Here is a 20,660-nt window from a genome sequence, read left to right on the forward strand (position 1 = left end):
GCATGACGCATCGCCACGACCGGAAAACTGTCGCTCTCAAGGCGTTTCCGACAAGTCTCAGGGCACGTGGGTCCGGGGGCCGGGCGGAAATGAATCACCGTTTGCCTCGGCTTTGGCGAGGAACGTGGGAGCGTTCGGCCGAAACGCGGTTGCGCAGGTCTTTCGGAACCAAATTAATGATCGCCTCGCGTGAGTTGATCATTAGCTTTTGAAAGATTGAGGCCACTTGCGCATCAGTGGTCCGGGTCGTGGTACCTCGGCGCGCCCCGATCGCACTGTTGGGCCAGCCGGCCGCGGCCAGGATCGCGACTTCCTGCTCGGCTTCGGACAACGCCTGCCAACTCGATGTGCCACCGCTTCCGGCGGCCGGCGATGCTCTTATCGACCAGGTGCCCAACGCGATTCGCTCCAGCTCGGCGCGTTCGACAAACAAGCGCGATCCGCGTTTCTCGGCCTCGGCGTAGGATTTTTGCCCGAGCAAATCACGTGCGACCTCCTCGGCGCGGCCCATTTCGTCGGCGAATGGACCCTTGTTCTCGATCAACACACCCAGTCGGGCCGTTTGTGCCTTCACGCCGCCGGCGAGGTAGGCGATCTCGGTTGCCAGGTCGACGAGGGCGCTGCGACTAGTGTTTCCGGCAGCGATCTGGTCGGTGATCAGTCGCGCCAATGACCACATGCGGATGTGAACCACCCAGTCAGGCCCCCACTGATCCCCGGTCGGCAACTGGTACGTCAGCGCGTCGCGGCCCAGCTCCAATGCCTCTTTGGGGTCGCCGTGTTTAGTCAGCGCGATCGCCAAGGTCAGTTGGGCCCACGACCGCGCCAGGGCTGAACCGGCCGCGGTCGTCCGCTCGAGATGTCGCCGAGCGGTAGTCATCGCTACTTCTGCGGTTCCGAAGAATCCGGCCGCCAGAGCCTCGAGCAGCTCGCACATCGCCTCCCCGCCGCGGTGTCCGATGCGCCCGAACTTCTCACGCGCACGAGCCAACACGACGATTGCCCGCGGATCGCGTCGGACCCACATCAGCTCAGTACCCCAGGCGTAATCGACCACAGCCGGAAAACCCAGGTCGCTGTCTGGCCGGTCGCGCCACTGCGCTGCGTCGGCATTTGGATCGCACGCAGCAACACAGCGCTCCAGGAGTTCCTCGGCTTCCTCCGGGCACCCCTGCACCAGGGCCAACCATGCGAGCTGCGCCACCGCGGCAAGCCGAAGCCCGCTGAGCCGGGGTTTCGAGGCTTGGGTGGCTGCCAGCGTCTGCTCGATACGCCCCCGGATTTCCGGCAACGAACCGATTAGGCACGGACCCCGCAGTGCCAGCACACCCAGGGCGATTACCAGTCCCACCATGGGCTCTCCGTCGGCTCGCACGCTGGTATCAATGGCCCGCCGGATGTTCGACCATGCCCCTATTGCCCAAGTCAGCAACTCCTGATCGGCTGGACCGAACAACTGGATCTGGGCGAGCAATACCTTGTCGCGGTAGTAGTAGCAGTGCCGCCGCGCCAGCCGGGCCGGCTCGTCGATGGCCTCGGTGGAGCGCTCGGCCAGCCGATCGGCCGCGAAAAGGCGAAGGCTTTCCAACAATGAGTAGCGCACTGCGTCGTCGCCGATATGGATCGAGACCAGCGACTGTTCCACCAGCCGCTCGAGCAACTCGCGGATTTCGGTGCGAGCGAGGTGAACACTGTTGGCCGTGCTGTCGGTGTCGCAACCCTGGATTGCAACGTCGTCAGCGCAAACAGTCTCGATGGCCTCCAATTCCGCCCCGACATCAGCTGCCGCTGTGGCATCCTCGGGATTGGCGTCGTGACCCGGCGCGAACACCGACAACCGGTCAAATAGCAACCTGTGTTTGTCCTCGCACAACTCATACGACCACGCAATGACATCGGTGACGGTATGGTGACGGCCCTCCAGCCCCGCCCGCGGCCCATGCCGCCACCGCATCCGCACATCGTCGGATTCGCCACTGAGCTGCGCAAGGATCGCCGGCAATGGCTCGTAGAACACGCGCGCGGCCGCCAGCCGGATAAACAGCGGATGCCCGTGTACGTGCCCGCAGATTTGCTGGGCCAGCGCGACATGACCGGGCTCGGTGATCGGATGGCCTGCCAGCCCGGCGCGTTGCCGAAACAGCTCCAGCGACTGGTCAGCCGACAACGGCGGCACCGTTATCAAGTGCTCATCGACCCAGCCCACCGGTTCCCGGCTAGTAGCCAAGATCGTCAGCCCCGGCACCGCTTCAAGCAACTCCACGATCACCGCTCCCACACTGGTCAACAGGTGCTCACAGTTATCCAGTACGAGAATGGTCTGGCCCACCCGCCCTGCCGCATCCGCCGGCGAGAGCCTTTGCACTGCGCCCTCCCACGCCGAGGCGCCCGCGAATCCCCCAACTAATACCGACGCGGTGATCGATTCCCGCACCGCCGCCCTATCCGAGCCCTTGGGCAGGCGCGCTAGCCGTGCCGCGAACACTGGCGTGTGTCGCGCACGGTTCAACCGACGGGCGGCCTCCTCGGCGAGCCTGGTCTTGCCGATCCCACCCGGCCCGACCAACGTCACCAACCGGGTCCGTCCCACTAACAGGGCGCCGACCCGATCCAACTCGGGCTGACGACCGATAAATGCGCCCTGCACGGGCGGCAGAGCGGTCGAATCGGCTGGATTCCCCCTGGGCATGGCTTCCCACGATACACCCCGTATCCGATTGGACCGGTCGACGCTTGTGACTTCGCATCAACCGCGCCCGCAAAGGTCAACACCTTCGGCAGTTGGCTAGGGAGCCGATTCCGATATCAGGCCCGGTCGATCTTGCGGCTGGGCTGAATGGAACGTGGTTTTTCTCCGCTTTTGCGTCCAGCACGGGAACTCTCGGCCGAAACCCGGCCGCGCAGGTCCTGCGGAACGAAACGAGCGATATCCTTGCGCGAATTGATCATCAGTTTCTGGAAAATTGACGATATTTGCGCATCGGCGGTCTTGGTTGAGGTTCCCCGACGCACTCCAATGGCACTGTTGGGCCAACCGGCCGCAGCCAGGATGGCGACTTCCTGTTCGGTCGCCGACAACGTATGCCAGACCGATGCGGTGCCCTCTGCAGCAGCGTCGTCGTCAGGGGGTAGCGCGTTTATAGACAAGGTGCCCAACGCGATTCGTTGTAGCTCGGACCGCTCGTAAGACAACCGGGACCCACGGTTCTCGACCTCGGCGTAGATTGCTGGTCCGAGCACATCCCGCGCGACCTTCTCGGCGGTACTCGTTTCCTCAGCGGAGGGACCCAACCCCTCGATCAGCACACCCAGTCGGGCTCGCAATGCCCTTACGCCTCCCGCAAGGCAAGCGATCTCGGTAGCCAGCTTGACCAGGGAGCTGCGACTCGCGGTGCCGGCCGCGACCTTATCGGTAATCAGTCGCGCCAACGACCACATCCGAATATGCAAAATCCAAATGGGACCCCATTGATCCCCCAGCGGCATCTGGTAGGCGAGCGCTTCGCGACCCAGCTGCAGCGCCTTTTCCGGATCGCCGTGTTTGGTCAACGCGATCGCCATGGCCATCTGGGCCCACGACGTCGCCGGCCCTGCACCGGCTGCGGTCGTCCGCTCGAGGTGGCGCTGACAGATACTCATCGCCTGCTCGGGCGATCCGAAGAATCCGGCTGACATCGCCTCGAACATCTCGCACATCGCCTCCCCCCCGGGGTGTGGGATTTGGCGAAATTTCTCGCGCGCACGAGCGAACACAGCGATGGACCGCGGATCGCAGCGACCCAGCATCAGCTCGGCGCCGCAGGCAAATTCGATCACGGCAGGCAACCCGATGTCGATTTGTGGCTGGTCGCGCCAATCCTCAGCGCGGGCCGCGGGTATGCCGCACACGGCTACACACCGCGCCAGAAGCTCGTCAGCGTCCTTATGACGCCCCTGGTACACGGCCAACCACGCGGTCAAGGCCATCGCACCCAACTGAAGCGGACTCAGTTGCGGTTGTGACGCTTGGGTAGCCGCAAGCGTCTGTTCGAGGCGCCCCCGGATCTCCGAAAAAGAACCAAGGAAAAAGGGGGCGCGAAGCGATAGCAGGCCAACACAGATTTGCAGGCCCACCGCCGGCTTCCCGGCTGCCATGCTGGCATCGATAGCCCGTCGGATATTTGACCACGCTCCCGATGCCCAGGTCAGCAGGTCCTGTTCGGCGGGGCCGAACCATTCGGACTGCGGCTGCAGGACCTTGTTGCGGTAGTAGTAGCAATGCCGGCGCGCCAGCCGGGTTGGCTCATCGATCGCCTCGGTGGAGCGCTCAGCCAGCCGATCGGCAGCAAATAGCCGAAGGCTTTCCAATAACGAGTAACGCACCGCCTCGTCGCTCCTGTGGACCGAAACCAGCGACTGCTCCACCAGGCGCTCTAGCAGCTCACGAATTTCCCTGCGCGCCAAGCAAACAGCGGGCTCAGGCCGATCCGCACACGTGGCGCTAGCCTCAACGTCGCAGCCCTGGATTGGCACGTCGTCGGCACAAACAGTCTCGATGGCCTCTAACTCGGCCCCCACATCGGCCGTGCCCGCGGCGGCGTCCTCGGGGTTGACGTCGTGCCCTGGCGCGAACACCGACAACCGGTCAAACAGCAACCGCTCCTGATCCCCGCACAATTCATACGACCACGCAATCACATCGGTGATCGTGTGGTGACGGTCCTCCAACCCGGCCCGCGGTCCATGCCGCCACCGCATCCGCATATCGTCGGAATCGCCGCTGAGCTGCGCGAGGATCATCGGCAACGGCTGATAGAAAGTCCGGGCGGCCGCCAGCCGGATAAACAACGGATGCCCATGCATGCGTTCGCAGATTTGTTGGGCCAACGCGACCTGAGCGGGCTCGGTGATCGGATGCCCGGTCAGCTCGGCCCGCTGCCGAAACAACTCCAGCGACTGCTCTGCCGACAACGGCGGCACCGTTACCAAGTGTTCATCGACCCAGCCCACCGGTTCCCGGCTGGTCGCCACAACCGTTAACCCCGGCACCGCGTCGAGCAATTCCGCCACCACGGCGCCCGCGCCGGCCAGCACGTGCTCGCAGTTGTCCAGAACCAGGACCGTCGGCTGTACCCTCCCGGCGGCATCCACTGGCGAAAGCGCTTGCACAGCACCGTCCCACGCCAAGGGACCGACGAACCCGCCAACGAGTACAGATGCCGTCACGGCCTCCCGCACCGCCGCCACATCCGAATCCCTAGGCAGGCGAGCCAATCGTACGGCGAATACTGGTGTACGCCGCGCCTTGTGCAACCGACGCGCGGCCTCCTCGGCGAGCCTCGTCTTGCCGATCCCACCGGGCCCGATCAACGACACCAACCGGGCGTTCCCCAGCAATAAGCCACCAATTCGGTCTAGCTCCCGATTACGACCGACAAACCCTCCGCGAACACGCGGCAGATCAGCCGAATCACGTGGATCTCCCGTTGGCATGTCTGCCACGCTACCGCCCGTTAACCCGTCATGTCTTAACCCGGGAGTCGTTCCATCATTGGATCGACTCTGTGCAGGGGCCGGTGGCCCCGCAGGCACCGGCATTTTTCTGCGGTCTTCGCTTACCGCCGCAGCCACTCGTTGTGATCCAAAAGTACGATTTTTCAAGATATTTCACCGACCTGCGCGGAGGCTTTCGCCTGAGCGCCGGCGATCGATTCATCGCCGTCGCGGGCCGCCCCAGCGGGCCGGACCTTCCGAATTCGCTTGGGCCCCAACACACCCAGGGCAACCGCCGACAGCACCACACATGAGCCCGTCACCGCCATCACGATGTTGCGAACCCGGTCATCACGGGCTGCTCGCGGCGGACGCGGTACGGATCGGCCAACTTCTGGGTTCGGCACTTTCTGCAACGGCGGCAAGTGATACGTCAACGCCGCCACCGGATCGATGACACCGTAGCCCGTAGCGGTGTTGGGGCCCGGTCCGTCGGTGTGCGCTGTACGTTTGATGAGCTCCATGATCTGGCCGGCGTTGAGGTCCGGGAAGCGCGCGCGCACTAGTGCGACAACACCCGCCACGAACGGCGCGGCGAAGCTGGTGCCGTTGATTGGTACCAAACCGCGCTGGTCCTGCCAGGCATTGATGAGTCCGGGACCACCCGGATCCAACGAGACGATCCGCTCCCCCGGGGCCGCGACAGCCACCCAGGGCCCATGCAGACTGAATTCCGATGGCCCCCCCGAAGGGCTCAGCGCGGCGACAGTGAGCACATAGTCGGAGAACCATGCGGGGCTGGCGACTGTCGTAACGGTGTCCCATTGCCGCCGAAGCGGCAGGTTCGGATCCCCGACCATGTTCTGGCTGGCGCACATCCCCTGCTGTTGGACGTTTCCGGCAGCGGCCACCACCACAACGTTGCGCTCGTAGGCGTATCGGAGCGCCGAGCCGAGTTCGGCGTCGTTCATGCCCGCGCCTACCGGCGCACAGGCCACCTCCGAGAGGTTGATCACTGTCGCACCCAGATCGACAGCCCGGGAAATGGCGAGAGCCAAGGTATGGATGTTGCCGTAGCCGGGTGACACCGAGTTCGGGTCGTTCTGAGCGCCGCCGGAACCCTTGACGGCGTATACGCCGCTGTTTTGACGAATCGACAGAACCGTCGCTTCCGGCGCTACCCCGGCAAATGCATCGTCGGGACTGGGGGCGGCCGCGATGATCCCGGCCACCAACGTACCGTGCGCGTCGCAGTCCACTAGACCGTCGGACCCCGCAACATAGTCGCCGCCGCCCTCGAGGGCTGACAGCCGCGGGTGTCGGTTAACACCGGTGTCGATGACCGCCACCTTCTGCCCGGCACCGCGGGAAAACCGCCACGCGCTGGTGTAATCCAGCTGGGCCTCCGAACTCGGCCGCTGCCGGAAATCGGTCTGCGGCAATACCCCGCCCGCCCCACAGACGGACTTTTGTTCCGTCGGATCGGGCGGTGCGACCGGTCCGGCCGGAGGGGGTCCGGGCGCCACGACCGGCGGTGGTACCGCGCCCGCGGGCGGCGCCGCCATGGGCGCCCACAGCGCGACAGCTGAACACGCGACCCATCGCTCGATCTGTCGCCTCACGAGATCTCCAGTTGGGAACAGCCGCCAGCGACCCACAGCGCCGCGGGGATCAGCGCCGCATATGCCGCGTAGTGCAGATAAGCCCACGCCGTCGCGCATCGCTGCGGCCGCTTACTGCCGGCAACCCTCAACCCGACGATCGACGTCACCACCGCAGCGGCGAGCAGCGTACTCAATCCGGCAGAAACCATCGCAGCGGTGCCGCAAAATGCACTGGCACAAAGCAAAACCGCCAGCGCTGCCGCGGGCACGCCAAGCGACATACGTTCGGCCAGGGTCTGCGGTAGCCGGGCATGGACGCTGAGCGCGGTCGCACACACTGCGGCAAAGCCCAACCCAGGCCAGCGCACGCCCGGCTCCGCACGCAATACCGCTGCGGCACCACATAACACGCTGATCGCGAGACCCGCATAGAGCGCAGACCTGGTCACCGCCGCTGCTCGAACTCTCGCCCACACCGCTTCCGCGGTCGGCATCGCCCCGAACGATGGGGCCGACGCGCTCGTGGCATCGGAGTCGATCGCCGACGGCTTGGGCGCGAACTGGGTCTCCGACGTGTCTGCTGCCTGGTCGGAGCCGGGCCGGCTCGTGGATGGCTCGACGCGCGCCAGGCTATGCGTCAGCCTTGCAACCGTCAGGCAGCCCAGCGTGCCGACCACCGCCAGGACGACGGCCGCCACACGCACAGATACGCCCAGCGCATGGCCTAGCATCGCCAAGCCGGTCGTGGCGAAGACGACGCCAGTGGCGAGGTAGCCCCATCGCCCGCAGCCGAGCGCCCGATGGGTTGCGGCATTGAGCACCACCAGCGACGCACAACCGGCGGCCGTACCGTATTCGCCAAATCCCCGCACCAACAGCCACACGATCGCGGCGACGATCGGGATAGCGGACCAGCCGACGGCGGCCCCGACATCGGATCGTTTGTAAGACCGTCGGGCCAGCGCGGCGACACCGACCATTGCCGCGGCGACCGCTGTCGCCAATCCCACCATGATCGGACGTTGCGCTCCATTCGGGGCAGCCGCCAGGAAGTACACCCAGATTAGCGACGCGAACCCCAGGCCCCCGAACGACATCCAGCGAGCAGCGTCGGCATTCCAGCCGGCGTAGGCAGCTTTGTTCAGCCGTGCCGCGGCGTCCACCACATCGTCGTAGAGCGTCGGTGCGGCCAGCGCGCGTTCGTCCGTCAGCCGGAGAAGCTCACCGTCGATGACACCGCTCGCACGCAACGTCTGGTCGAGCTCCAGCGCGACAGGCGGATCGAGCCGACTGAGTACCCAGAATGCATCTCGCGTCGCCGCCCACGGCGTATCGGTCGATGCCTCTACGTCGCGCGAGCGCACCAGCTTGACCAGCTCTGGCAGCAGGCTTGCGACAGCGACGTCCACGGGCAGCGCCACGTCGAGCTGGGTCCGGCCGCCGACCACCGATACCCGGACATGCTCGGGCGCGGCCGACATCGCCGGCGCGGGGCCAAGTTCGCCGATGCCGGTCACGGGTCCGGCATCCGAGAAAGCTGGATGACACCGCTTTTCATGGTACGCGACACCAACATTCCTCTCCCGGGCGGCATCTCGGTTGGCTTGTATCCCCCGAAGAGGCCGCCCTCGTCCTTGGAGCCGCTCATCACCAGACCATTACACGACAGATCCTTCAGCCGGCCGATGACTGGATCCATCATCGCCCGGGCGGCGCCGCCGATACGCCGGGTGATGACGGTCCGAAGCCCGATATCACGGGCTAACGGAAGGTATTCGACCAACGGGGCCAGCGGGTGGTTCAGCGAGCCGCCCCCGATCAGGTCGTAATCGTCAATCAGCACATAGACGTCCGGTCCACTCCACCACGATCGTTCCTTGAGCTGTTGGGGAGTGATGTCGCCGGGTGGTAGCCGCTTCTTCAGAGAGTCCGCCAGCGCGGTCATCAGCTCCGTGCAGGACTGGCTCGCGGTGGCATACCCGCCGATGTAGTCCGCGTCGACCATGCCGAGCATGGAGCGCTGAAAGTCGATCAGGATGACCTTGCACTCGTTGGGCGTCGAGTTTTCCATGATTCCCTGGGCGATGTTGCGCAGCAGCCCCGTTTTGCCACATTCGCTGTCGCCGAACACAACCAGATGCGGTTGGGCATCGAAGCGTAGTACCACGGGCGCCAGCTCGGCTTCGTCGATTCCGATGGCGATCCGCGACTTGTCAAGCGGCCCCGCGCTGCGGGCCGTCTCCACAACCGCGTTCCGGTCGACATTGTGCGGCAACATCCGCACCCTGGGCGCGGCGCGCCCCCCGTAGAGGGCGCCTACGGCTTCCACCGAACTCGCCACGCCCGCCGGGAGATCCTCTGTGGCAGAACTGGAGTCGAGCCGTGGCAGCGCGATCAGCATGTGCAGCCGCTCAGCGGTCATCCCGCGGCCCGGCCGTCCGATCGGGACCAACTCGGCGAATTTGCGGCCCACATCGCTGTCGATGGGGTCACCCATCCGCAACTCGATCCGCGAACCCAGCATGTCTTTGACGGCTGGGCGAATCTCCATCCACCGCGTCGCCGAAATCGCCACGTGGATCCCGTAAGACAGGCCCTGGATCGCTAACGACTGCAAAACCGGTTCGAGGTAATCGAAATCGCTTTTTATCGTTGCCCAGCCGTCAACCACGAGGACGACGTCGCCGAATTTGTCCTGACTCAGCAGATCGGCGGCGGCGACCTCGGGCGGTAGCGCCGCGAGCTCAGCCTTACGCTGGCGGAAATCGCGCATCGACTCGATGCCCAGGTCACGAAAACGTTGTTCCCGTTCCCGCAATAGCCCCGACACTTCGGCAACGGTCCGCCGAATCCGGTCGGCATCCATCCGTCCGGCAACCCCGCCGACGTGGGGCAGGTTGGACAGGCTGCCGAGCGTGCCGCCGCCGAAGTCGAGACAGTAGAACTGAATCTGTTCGGGTGTGTGGGTGGCTGCCGCCGAAACGATGAGGGTGCGCAGCGCTGTGGATTTGCCCGACTGCGGTCCGCCGACAACCGCGACGTTTCCCAGGGCGCCCGACAGATCGACCAACAGTAGATCCCGCCGCTGATCGTATGGCCGGTCCACCAACCCCACCGGCATCAGTAAGCGCCCATTGACATTTCGTGGGTCACTCCACGAGGAGTCGGGGAGCAGCTCGTTGACGGCCGGGCTCTCGTCCAGCGGTGGGAGCCACACCTCGTGAGCGGGACGCCCATGGCCCCGCAGACGGCTCACGACCACGTCCAGCAGGATGGACTTGGCCGGGCGTACCGATCCCTCGGGCGGGCTTTCGACGCTTGGCTGCACTGGTGTCTCTTGGCCCGGCTGCGGCGAATCCTTCTTCACCGGGGTCGCGGTGAAGAGCTTCGGGGCCAACGATCCGGATGAAGACGCACGCCCGATACGCCGCGCGACACCCGGTTTGACGTACTCGCCGGAGACATAGCAAGTGTTGAACCGGATGGGTTCGTCGGCGTCGCATTTGAGAAACGCCGAACCCGGGACGCTGGGCAGGTGGTAGGCGTCGGGAACGCCGAGCACGCTGCGCGACTCACCCGCAGAAAACGTCTTGAGGCCTATCCGGTAGGACAGATGCGAATCCAACCCGCGCAGCTTGCCCTGTTCCAGGCGCTGGGAGGCCAGCAAGAGGTGAATGTGCAGCGATCGTCCGAGCCGACCGATCATGACGAACAGCTCAGCGAAATCTGGTTTCTGAGACAGCAATTCGGAGAATTCGTCGACGATGATGAACAGCGCCGGCAATGGATCCAGCTCGGCGCCGTTGGCGCGGGCCCTTTGGTATTCGATGACGTTGGGAAAACCGGCGGAGCGCAGCAATTCCTGCCGCCGGTTCATCTCCCCGGCGAGCGCATCGCGCATGCGGTCGACCAGGATCAGTTCGTCTTCGAGGTTGGTGATGATCGCCGAAATATGCGGCACGCCTTCCAATCCCAAGAAGGTCGCACCGCCCTTGAAGTCGACCAGCACCATGTTCAGCACCTCAGGCGAATGTGAGGTAATCATTGCCAGTACCAGCGTGCGCAGGAATTCCGATTTGCCCGAGCCGGTGGCGCCGATGCACAACCCATGCGGGCCCATTCCCCCCTCGGCGGACTCCTTGATGTCCAGCTCGAGCGGCTGGCCGTTCGGCGTGTAACCAATCGGCACCCGCAGTCTTTCCCTCGGTGATCGTTGCCGCCACACCTCCTCGGCAACGATCTCGGCGGCGTCGGGGATTTTGAGCAATGCCATCAGGCCGGGGTCGGTGGCGCGGGAATCCAACTCGATGCTGGCAATGTGCGCGGCGTTCGCCAGCCGGTAACGGCCGAGCTGACGCGCAGCGGCTTCAGCCTCGGTCAGGCCCACCCGATCCGGCGTTGCGAACTGTTCCACACCCGCCCTGGTACGCGCTCCGACATTATCCTGCTCGAGAACCAGTTGCAGTCCCCGGCCCGCGCTGCGACCGTCCGCTGGGCCGGTCAAGTCCAGCACCGTGACGCTATCCACGCCGGCATCGGTGATCAGGCGTTCGTCACCGGTGACGTACCCGTCATCGATGACCACCACCAGCTGCCGGCGCCCCTGCGTCGGCTCGGCGGTGCGGCTGAACCGACCGCGCTCGGCCAAATCCTCTGCAAACGCTTGCTCCAATAGCTCAAGCGACGGAAACAACAGTCGCATTTGTCCCATCCCGTCGGACAGCGCAGGGTGCTGCGCGTGTGGCAACCACTTTGCCCAGCTCCAATTCTCGCCGTCGGGATTGGCGGTGACCACTGCAATCTGAATGTGGTCGGGGCCATGAAATGTGCACAGTTCCAACAACATCGACCGCACGAGCTGTCGGGTCAGCTTGGCATCACCCTCGAAGGTGACGCTGGGAAAGGCGCGCAGCGATACCGCCGTCGGGAGTGCGTGCACCACCGAACGAGTCTTCACGAAGCGCCGCAACGCGACCGTGGACACTGGCTCGAGATCTTCCGGCGGTCCCGTTTCCGGTGCCAAAAATCGGGTCGCCAGCCGGTGGGTCCCGATCCCCACCCGGACATGGCAGAAATCCTGATCGGAGGGACGGCGTTCCCACATCCGGCGGGTACCCGCCAAATCGGCCAGCGTGCGGGGGTCGGGGTGGCTCCACTCTAAAGCGGCGCGCTGTTCGTCAGCCGTTTTGTCGGCCTCGTCCCGAAGAGTGGCGAGATAGCTGAAGTAGTCTTTGCGTTCCTCGTTGAGTTCGGCCGCGGCCTTCCCCGATCGCCCCCCTGCCCCGCCGGTCAGCATGCCGACCATGGCCATCACCATCATCATGGGATACATCAGGAACATCGGGTTCCGCGCCAGATCACGTCCGCCGACTGTGACCATCAATGCGATCATCCCAACCACTGCGACGACCATCACGAATGGCATCAGCTTCATGAAGAGCTTGCCGGGGATGACCCGGGGGACGTCAGGCGGCGGCTGCAGGTTGACCTCGCCTCCAGGCATGCGCGGCGGCGCTACCCGCAGGCGGCGTGCGAACCCTTCCGTAGCCACGCCCTCTCCCGTCCGATACTCGCTGTATCATAGTAAGTCACCTGCGGTACTGTCCACGCCGTCAGGCAAACGCACTGTAAGGGGTTGCGCCATTACGTTGCCGTTACCGTCATCGCTGCCGGACCCGGAGTCTGAACCCGACTCGGAGCCGGAACTCAGTCGTGTCACGGTGCTGATCGGGCAACTGCGCCTCGATGTCGGACTCCCTGCCGATGTACCTATTGCGGCGCTGGCCGACGACGTGATCGAGCTTGCCAATACTCAGTTGTCGGACCAGCCCGAGCGACCCCACGATGCATCAGGGGTCGCATTCGACGCGACCGAGGGCAAATGGACCTTCGCTCGCCTCGGCGCCGAACCTTTCGACTCGAACCGGACTCTGGCTGAGTTCAACGTGTGCGACGGTGAAGCACTGGTGATCCGAGAGGCCGGGATACCATGCGCCCCATTGCTCTTCGACGACCTCGATATCGATGCTGAGGAGGCGGCAACCTCGCCGCGGCACGAGTGGGCGGCTGATATCCCGGTGATCGGTTTTTTTGGGGTGGGCCTCATCGCCTCGGTCACCGTGGCGGTACTCCTGATCAGTCGATCCCCCGCTATGCCGACGGTCGCCGCGGCGCTTGCCGTGGGGGCCGCTGTCGCGATCGCCGCCTGCATCGTGGGGTTCGCCACTCCCCACGCTCGCGTCTCGCCATGGCTTACCGCGGTGGCGATCCCATTGATCTTCGCGGGCTCACTGCACCTCGTTCCGGACGCGTCAGAGATCACCGCGCTGCCGATGGCGTTCGGACTGAGCGGTTTTGTCGCGCTGATGTCGCTACTGGGCGCCCGCCGCGACCGCTCGTTCTACACGGTCGTGATCGGACTCTCGCTTCTGGGCGGCGCGACGACCGTCTCGATGTTGCTATGGTCTCCTACGCCGCGCGCAACGGGCGCTGTGCTGGCCACCGCGTCGGTGATCGTGGTCTATCTCGCCCCGAGGGTGACAATCGTGTTGGCGAAACTGCCGGTGCCCCCGGTGCCCACCGCCGGGGAACCGCTCGACGATATCGAGACGCAGGGCGGGACCACCGTAGAAGGCGTGAATGCGGTCGGCAAACAGGTTATTCCGAGTGAGGAGGGCATGATCGAGCGTGTCCGACCGTCCAATCAATACCTGACCGGCATTGTGGCAGCGGCCACGATGGCGGCGATCGTCGGCAGCTACCTGGCGGTCGATGTGAACAATGGATTCTTTTGGCAAGGAACAGTTTTTGCGATCGCCGTGGCGACCGTCCTATGCTTGCGGGGCCGGAGCCACTACGACCTCATCCAGTCGGCCACCCTCGTCGGCGGGGGCCTGGTGACCGCGTTGGCACTCATCGTCAAGATCGCGGCCCATCTCGATGGCTGGCAGGTCAACGCGGCCCTGGGTCTGGTCGTTGTGATGGCCCTGATCGTCGCGTGCGGCCTCATCGCACCGCAGCTGGAGTTCTCGCCGGTGATCAAACGTCAGGTCGAGCTCGGTGAATACCTTGCGATCGCACTGCTGTTTCCTTTGTGCTTCTGGATCATTCGGATTTACGCATTCTTCCGCGAGCTGCGGCTCTAGTCAGCATCAGCTTTTGGGTTGTTGGACCGTCGTCCCGTGCGGGTCCGGCGGCATGCCGTCGTGGGCTATCAGCGCGGCCTCGGCAGACAATTCCGGCCCTGGCGGCAATAGCGAGATGACCGGCCACGGAGCAAGTTTCGGTGTGTCCTTCTTGCCGTTGTCGGTCTTCACGCCGCTGACCCCCAACGCGTCGGCCGATGGCTGGTCTTTGATGCCAAAGCGCACCCCGACATCCGAAATATAGAAGAGCCGCCCCATGGAACTGCTGTCCGGCTGCACACCGGTGGCTTGGACGAACTCACCGGTGCCGGGCGTGAGGTATGCGCTGTCGAGCCCGGGCCCACTGCCGTCGGCGGTGGCCAGTCGCACCGGCTGCGCCTCGCGCGGTAGCGGCAGGCGGTGCCCGAACAGCAGCCGGGTGCTGGCCCGGGCCGCGCCGCTGTCGCGCCGCCACGACATGCAAACGACCGGATCCGGTTCAACGTCGACAAGTTGCGGAGAGGCGGCCGGATAATGCCCGACGGGCAACGTGTGCACCACCGCTACCTGGCTCACCATCGCAGGCGACACATCCCGCCAATCCTGAACCGATGCCGACGTGCCGCCGCTGTAGCGGACGATGTCGGCGGTGGCTTCCGAAATCGGCTGCAGTCCCTCCCGCAGGACCACGTATAACTGTTGGCCGCGTGAATCGGATGTCTTCAAGATCGAGCCCACGCGATACCCGGGACCCAAGTAGCCCGCATCCTCCCCCGCACCTGGAATGCTCACCGGGGCTATCGGATCCACTAGGGGAATCGAATCAAGCAAGCCCGGCGAAAAATCGCGAACCTTGGCGCCATTGAGGTGCAGCGCGCTCATCAAGACAGGATTCGTGACGTCGATTGGCGCGCGCACGCCCTGGTACACCAAAAAAGTGGTCCCGCCGGATCTGGTCAGGATCATGTCGGCGGGGCTGGCCGCCCGGATGTCGTTGTCAAGCACCGGATTGTTGGCCAGCACCGTGGTCTCGACGCCCGCGACTCCCGACGCCTCTGCCATCTTTGGGGTTTGTGTGCTGTCGCATACCGTCCAGGAGGACGCGCCGGAATCTTCACCCGGCTGGATACTGGACGGTGCGCCGATGATTCCGACCACGGGCCCCAGGGCCAGTTGGTTGAGAAACTTATCGTCGACCTGTTTCGGCGACTCGCTCTTCCCCACGATCAACCGGGCTGAGGCCAGATTGAGGACCGGGTGGACGCGGTCTCCAATCCGAACGAACAGCGCGCTACTGGATTTGCTGAGCAAGATTTGCGCGTCGCCGAGATTTGGGGTCGGTTTGAAAAACGCCAGCACGCCGGCGGCGCCGGCGATGAGCACGCCGACGACCAAACCGACTATCAACGACCGCATTTGACCCCGCATAGGGTCATGAATCATCCGGGAGTCCGCCCGAATGAGGGCATGCTCGAGTCGCCGGATCAGGAACCGATACCCGTTGACCTGTGCACGTGTCGTAACTTGCGCCGGCATGGACGTCCCGTCATACCCCCAAGAGCTGCTACTGTATACAGAGTGTATCGCAGAAAGGTGTACGCTGGAATCACATCCAACTCGGCGAAAGCAGCGCATGCCCAGTCGACGCACTCCCAGCGACAAATCGGCCACGTCCAGTCAGCTGCTGGACAGCATCGACATCGTCCCGCAGCGACTGTTGCCGCTGGCGGATCTTTTAGTCCTGCAACTATTCACTATCGCGGGGATCTTTTCGGCCCGGCTCCTCGCGTTTCGGGGCTGGCACGGCGCGGCATCGGGCCTCGCCGTAGCGTTTTTGTTGCTCCTGCGGTTTCGTGGATTGACGTTGCCACAGTGGGTCGCGCTACGTGCGAATTATGTTTGGGGACGCCGGGATAGGTCCGGCGGTAGGTCGCTTACCGAGCCGTTTGATGCCGAGCTCGCCGGCGAATCGCAAGTTGGTTTTCGTTGGGATGGAACGACACTTCTCTCCCTGTTGAAGATCGACGCAAATCCGCAAGCCATGACCGTGCTGGAGCCGCGTATGACGGTGTCCGGGGAGATGTTGTCGATTGAACTGGTCGCCGATTGCCTGCGCCAGTTCGATATCGCGCTCGATTCGATCGACGTGATCAGCCACGGATCCCGCTCGCACGGTCATACCCCGATCGCGGCCGTCTATGACTCGGTGCTCGGCCCGCTTCCCGCGATCGCCCAACGCAGCGTGTGGGTCGCGATGCGGTTCGATCCCTCACTGTGCGCCGACGCTGTACGTCGGCGCGGTGGTGGGCGCGAAGGCGTGCTGCGAACAGCCGCGACGGCGACGCGGCGAGTCGCGAATCGACTGATCGAGGCCGGGCTACGACCCCGGGTGGCGACGGCCAGCGAAATCGCCCATGCCACCAATCAATTGTCCGACGGGGTGAATTTACGCCACGTCGACGAGACATGGCTTGCATGCAATCAGGGGAATTTTCAGCTGCAAAGCTTCTCGATAAGACCTGCCATGCTGACCACCGCGGGAGTCGGGTTGTTGTGGACCATTCCAAGTTATTCGACGACCATATGCGTCTCGCTTCGACGCGACCCAAAGCATGATCTGATCAAGATCCGTGGCCTGGCACGCTTCGATACCCACGGACGCAGGAAGATTTATCTACCGGGTCTGGAAGAGCTCTCAGGACAACAGTTTTCGGCATTGCGGTCCACCTTGCCAGTGTCGCAGCCCAAACGTCCCGTCGGCCGCTGGGCGTGCGGCTCCCGCGACAAGCCTTTCCAGAATCTGGCGTTGCCCGCGTCGGGCTGCGGGCAGGTGATCGGCGCCGACACAGAAGGTCGCGCCGTAGCACTGCCGCTATTTGGCCCGCAGATCCGTCGAGTGGAGATCTGCGGCGGGCTGCACTTGGCACAACAAGTACTGCTCCGTTCGCTGGCACTGGGCGCACGCGTGCGAGTACACACCAACAGGCCCAGCGCGTGGCGCGACATGGTGGAGCAGGTCGGCGATCGGGACCTGTTGTGGGTGGCCGAGTCGGGCCGCGGATCCATCCAGTCCGGCTCGGATCGCAACTATTCCCTGGCAATGTTCGACGGGGTCTCGGCGCAGTCGGTGCGGATAGGAGTGACGACCATGGTGCTGCAAGCGCCGCGCACCGTGCCATCGGCGGCCTGCGATGTCACGCTGGAAGTCCTCGACAGCACCACCGATACCGTCAAGGTCAGCACTGACGCGGGGACGGCAGTCGTAACAATGGTGGAAACCGAAGAAGAGTCGCGCTATATCCGAGCATCGGTAGACGCCGAAAAGCTGACGGCGCCAGTCGCATACGTCTAATCTGGAAGGGTCTGACCCATGGCATATCCGTATGGCGGTTCGGATCGGTATCCACCGCAGTCAGCAGCGGCCTATGGCGCGTATTGGCCATCGTTTACCGGCGCCGCGCACCAACAAAACTCGAGGGCAGACCAAATCGTCTGGATCGTTGTGGCGCTGGGCCTGGCAACGTACGTCCTCAGCTGTGCCGCGGAACCGGGTGGCACCGGACTAGGGGTCCGATTCAGCACACTGGCTGCGATCGTGGCCGCCCTAGGTCTCCTCCCGCGACAGAGCGCCCACCCCAAGTTAATGACGGCCCTGGCATTGATGGGATTCTTCGATGCGCTGTCGCAGCTGATCACCGACGAGCAGAATCCCAGGTGGGCCACGATCATCATCGTCATTCTCATTGCGCTGCAAGCTCTCACGACGATCGCGGCGTTGTTGACCCGGCAGCGAATGTCCAGCGCGGCCGGTCCGGCGCTTAACCCGTACGACAGTTACGCGTATTACGCACATGCCGCCCAGCAGTACTACGCGGCGCAAAACCAACCGCCTCCGCAGCAGCCGGTTCAGGCGCAAGGCACGGCTCACGCAGAAGCCGCGGCCTCGGCACAGGCAGGCCAGTCCGCGACGGAACAGCATGCGCTATACGCGGAATACTTAAGCGCACAACAACCCGGCGCGCATCGGATTGCGGCGTCACCACAGGCGGGAAAGCGCACCCAAACCCTGCAATCGGCAGGCGGCGCCGGGATGCCGATGACGAGCCCCACCGAAAGCATCCGACCGAGCGACGACCCCGCGACAGGATCACCGACACAATCGTTCTCGTGATGTTTGGCATCGTCGTCCGACACTGAGGAGATATCTGTGCCCGGGATCCTGACCGTGGACCTGCATCCCATCTTCAGGTGCGAGCGTGACATCGACAACGCCGTTCGCGGCGCCCTTTTTCGAGCGGTAGCCCAGAATGTCGCGTTACTCGAAATCATTCCCGGCAAGGGCTCGGGCACCTTGAAGCGGCGTGTCCTCGCCAAACTGGAGCAGCCGCATTTGAAGAGACTCTATCGTCGGGTCGAAGCTGACTCGAGCAATGTGGGTCGGATCCTGGTTCACTTCGACCCGCCGTCGTCATCAACGAATGCAATCGATCCCGACGACGATTTCACCATCTGGGGCACGCCGCGTTAGTTGATGGCGACTGGTAGCTGGTCCAAATTACCCGAAGGGCCGATCGCTGAAACACGCGCGCAACTCATCCAAGGCGCGTTGCGCGGACGGGACCGATTTCCGATCGGTGATACACCGTGTATCGTACCTATCGTGGATCTAGTCGATTGGAGCCGCCAACCTGAGGTTGCACACTTCGGTCCCGCGTCCAAGCGGAGCCGTCTACTGGCAGCGTTAACGGCAATTTCGGTGCGCCCCGTGCTGGCCGCCTTGACGATCGTCGGCATGATCATCAACCGTTGGCGTCCAGAAGTACTACAACGAGCACGCCTCGACGTCATCGACAGGCCGCTGCGGGTTGTGCCAGCGCTGCCGGGGACGGAGGTGACCTCCGTCTCGCTGCCTGAGTGCCCGGCCGAGTGGGTGATCGCCCCACACGCCCGCAACTCCGACCGGGTCATCATCTACTTTCACGGCTCGGCGCTAGTGACGTTGGGCCTCAATTCTCACCGACGGTTCGTCAGCAAATTGACACAGCTTACGGGCGCGCGGGTATTCAACGTGGCCTATCGGTTGGCCCCGCAGGTGGTAATCGAGGAGGCGGTGTCCGACGGGCTCGACGCCTATCGGCATGTGCTGTCGCTAGGGTTTTCGCCGGATCGCATTGTGCTGGCGGGAGATTCGGCGGGCGGTTTGATCGCTACCAACACCGCGCTGGCTGCCCGAGACGCCGGGCTGCCCGTACCCGCGGCACAGGTGCTGATGTCTCCATTGACGTCGTCGGACATGGGCTTGAAATACCGCGCGCTCAAAAATCACCGCGACGCGCTGTTTCCTTTCATGACGGTGAAATTCATCTACGACGTGTTCGCCACCGTAAACGGCACTCGCCCGCTGCCGCTCATGCCGCCCGAAGCCGACCTGCGCGGCCTTGGTCCGTTCCTGTTGCAGGTCGGTACCCACGAGATGCTGCTCGGCGACACATTTACCCTGGCCCATCGTCTGCGCGTTCACGATGTTCCGGTGTGGGTTCAGGTATGGCACAAAGCGATGCACACGTTCCAGCTCACCTTCGACATCAATCCCGACGCCCGTCGGGCGATCGAAGAGATCACTGACTTCATTCGGTACGCGACGACTATCGAGGACGAGGTCAGCGCATAGCCAATGCGCGACGAGGCTCGGTGGCCCTACAAGCTGATCGACACCACACAAACGCACTGGCGCAAAGTCAACGCACAAGGTCAAGTAAGAAGCGATCGACATGATCCAGGTTGATGGTTGGACCCTGCGTCCCGTCGAGGGAGACGCGACGGGCCTGGCACAACTGCCAGTGCAGTGGCGCCCGATCGCCGAGGACGTCGACCCGGCCGGCCGGCGCGCCGCTGCGCTGGCGTTGTGGCCCGCGGGATTTCTCGACTTGGCCCCCGCGTTCGCGCAACGATTCACCGACCATCTCACCGACGTGCGCGCGTGCCTGGCCGAACCGGAGTCCGAACCGGTGCTGGTATACCTAGCTGACCCGGCCATGTGGATTGGTCGCGACCCTCGCACCTTCATCACCGCGTCGTCGTTCTGGAAGCATCTGCCGCGACCGGCCCAGGACTTCCAACGGCAGACGCACTCCGCTCTCACCATGCCCGACCGCGAATCCTACGGGTTGATGCACCCGGCCCATATGCGCACCATTGCCGAACTGGCCCGCCGTCCCGCCGGCATCCGCGGATGGGACGAAGCCGCGGCCGCACGACCCGGCGGACAAATCGCTTCCAACCGGCTGCTGACCGTGACTCGAGACTCCGGCAACTTATGGTTATGCGTGTCCCCTGACCTGCTCGACGGTCAGGCCGCCACAGTCTACGAGGGCGATGTGGACATCGACAGCTTCACCAGCGCCTTCGATGACCTTATGGTCCTGGCATTCGAGGATACCTAGCGAAGGAGGCAGCACAA

The 20,660-nt window shown here is 64.1% G+C and carries 12 protein-coding genes; 6 read left to right on the forward strand and 6 right to left on the reverse strand.

Features of this window, described 5'->3' with window-relative positions:
* Positions 1-94: 94 nt before the first annotated feature.
* The 5 genes from A5736_RS22545 to eccCa form a co-directional block, all read right to left on the reverse strand.
* Entirely contained in the window at positions 95-2,647 is a 2,553-nt protein-coding gene (locus tag A5736_RS22545) for an AAA family ATPase (protein WP_076248672.1), read from the reverse strand.
* 158 nt (positions 2,648-2,805) lie between these two features.
* Positions 2,806-5,610 carry a LuxR C-terminal-related transcriptional regulator gene (locus A5736_RS22550; protein ID WP_139333518.1) on the reverse strand — a complete coding sequence of 935 codons (2,805 nt, stop codon included), beginning with the start codon at positions 5,608-5,610 and terminating at the stop codon, positions 2,806-2,808.
* Between the two features lie 26 nt (positions 5,611-5,636).
* Positions 5,637-7,037, reverse strand: a complete 1,401-nt coding sequence (gene mycP / locus A5736_RS22555; protein WP_139333523.1) for a type VII secretion-associated serine protease mycosin — start codon at positions 7,035-7,037, stop codon at positions 5,637-5,639.
* Between the two features lie 53 nt (positions 7,038-7,090).
* On the reverse strand, positions 7,091-8,593 hold the full coding sequence (gene eccD / locus A5736_RS22560; RefSeq protein ID WP_083667665.1) for a type VII secretion integral membrane protein EccD: 1,503 nt from the start codon (positions 8,591-8,593) through the stop codon (positions 7,091-7,093).
* Positions 8,590-12,627, reverse strand: coding sequence for a type VII secretion protein EccCa (gene eccCa / locus A5736_RS22565; protein WP_076248678.1), 4,038 nt, complete (start codon positions 12,625-12,627; stop codon positions 8,590-8,592). The genes eccD (A5736_RS22560) and eccCa overlap by 4 nt, the downstream gene beginning before the upstream one ends.
* 169 nt (positions 12,628-12,796) lie before the next feature.
* Between eccCa and eccD (A5736_RS22570) the strand changes: the two genes are divergently transcribed.
* Positions 12,797-14,221 carry a type VII secretion integral membrane protein EccD gene (gene eccD, locus A5736_RS22570; protein ID WP_254848437.1) on the forward strand — a complete coding sequence of 475 codons (1,425 nt, stop codon included), beginning with the start codon at positions 12,797-12,799 and terminating at the stop codon, positions 14,219-14,221.
* Positions 14,222-14,227: 6 nt separating this feature from the next.
* On the opposite strand, the gene eccB is transcribed toward eccD (A5736_RS22570), so the two are convergent.
* Positions 14,228-15,736, reverse strand: a complete 1,509-nt coding sequence (gene eccB / locus A5736_RS22575; protein ID WP_076248680.1) for a type VII secretion protein EccB — start codon at positions 15,734-15,736, stop codon at positions 14,228-14,230.
* A 181-nt stretch (positions 15,737-15,917) separates the two neighbouring features.
* Here eccB and eccE point away from each other — a divergent pair, with 181 nt between their 5' ends.
* The 5 genes from eccE to A5736_RS22600 all read left to right on the forward strand — a co-directional run bounded on the left by eccE (position 15,918) and on the right by A5736_RS22600 (position 20,643).
* Positions 15,918-17,552 (forward strand): type VII secretion protein EccE, encoded by a 1,635-nt coding sequence (eccE, locus tag A5736_RS22580; protein WP_254848438.1) that lies wholly within the window; start codon positions 15,918-15,920, stop codon positions 17,550-17,552.
* Between the two features lie 150 nt (positions 17,553-17,702).
* Entirely contained in the window at positions 17,703-18,371 is a 669-nt protein-coding gene (locus tag A5736_RS22585; RefSeq protein WP_139333520.1) for a DUF5336 domain-containing protein, read from the forward strand.
* A 36-nt stretch (positions 18,372-18,407) separates the two neighbouring features.
* The gene (locus tag A5736_RS22590; RefSeq protein WP_076248686.1) at positions 18,408-18,728 is read left to right on the forward strand and encodes a Smr/MutS family protein; all 321 of its coding nucleotides are present in this window, start codon (positions 18,408-18,410) and stop codon (positions 18,726-18,728) included.
* A 3-nt stretch (positions 18,729-18,731) separates the two neighbouring features.
* Positions 18,732-19,871: an alpha/beta hydrolase fold domain-containing protein gene (locus A5736_RS22595; RefSeq protein ID WP_083667669.1), complete on the forward strand. Its 1,140-nt coding sequence runs from the start codon at positions 18,732-18,734 to the stop codon at positions 19,869-19,871.
* Positions 19,872-19,971: 100 nt separating this feature from the next.
* Positions 19,972-20,643, forward strand: coding sequence for a hypothetical protein (locus A5736_RS22600; protein WP_076248690.1), 672 nt, complete (start codon positions 19,972-19,974; stop codon positions 20,641-20,643).
* Positions 20,644-20,660 lie beyond the last annotated feature (17 nt).

The sequence above is a fragment of the Mycobacterium sp. SP-6446 genome, assembly GCF_001954045.1.
Taxonomy (GTDB): domain Bacteria; phylum Actinomycetota; class Actinomycetes; order Mycobacteriales; family Mycobacteriaceae; genus Mycobacterium.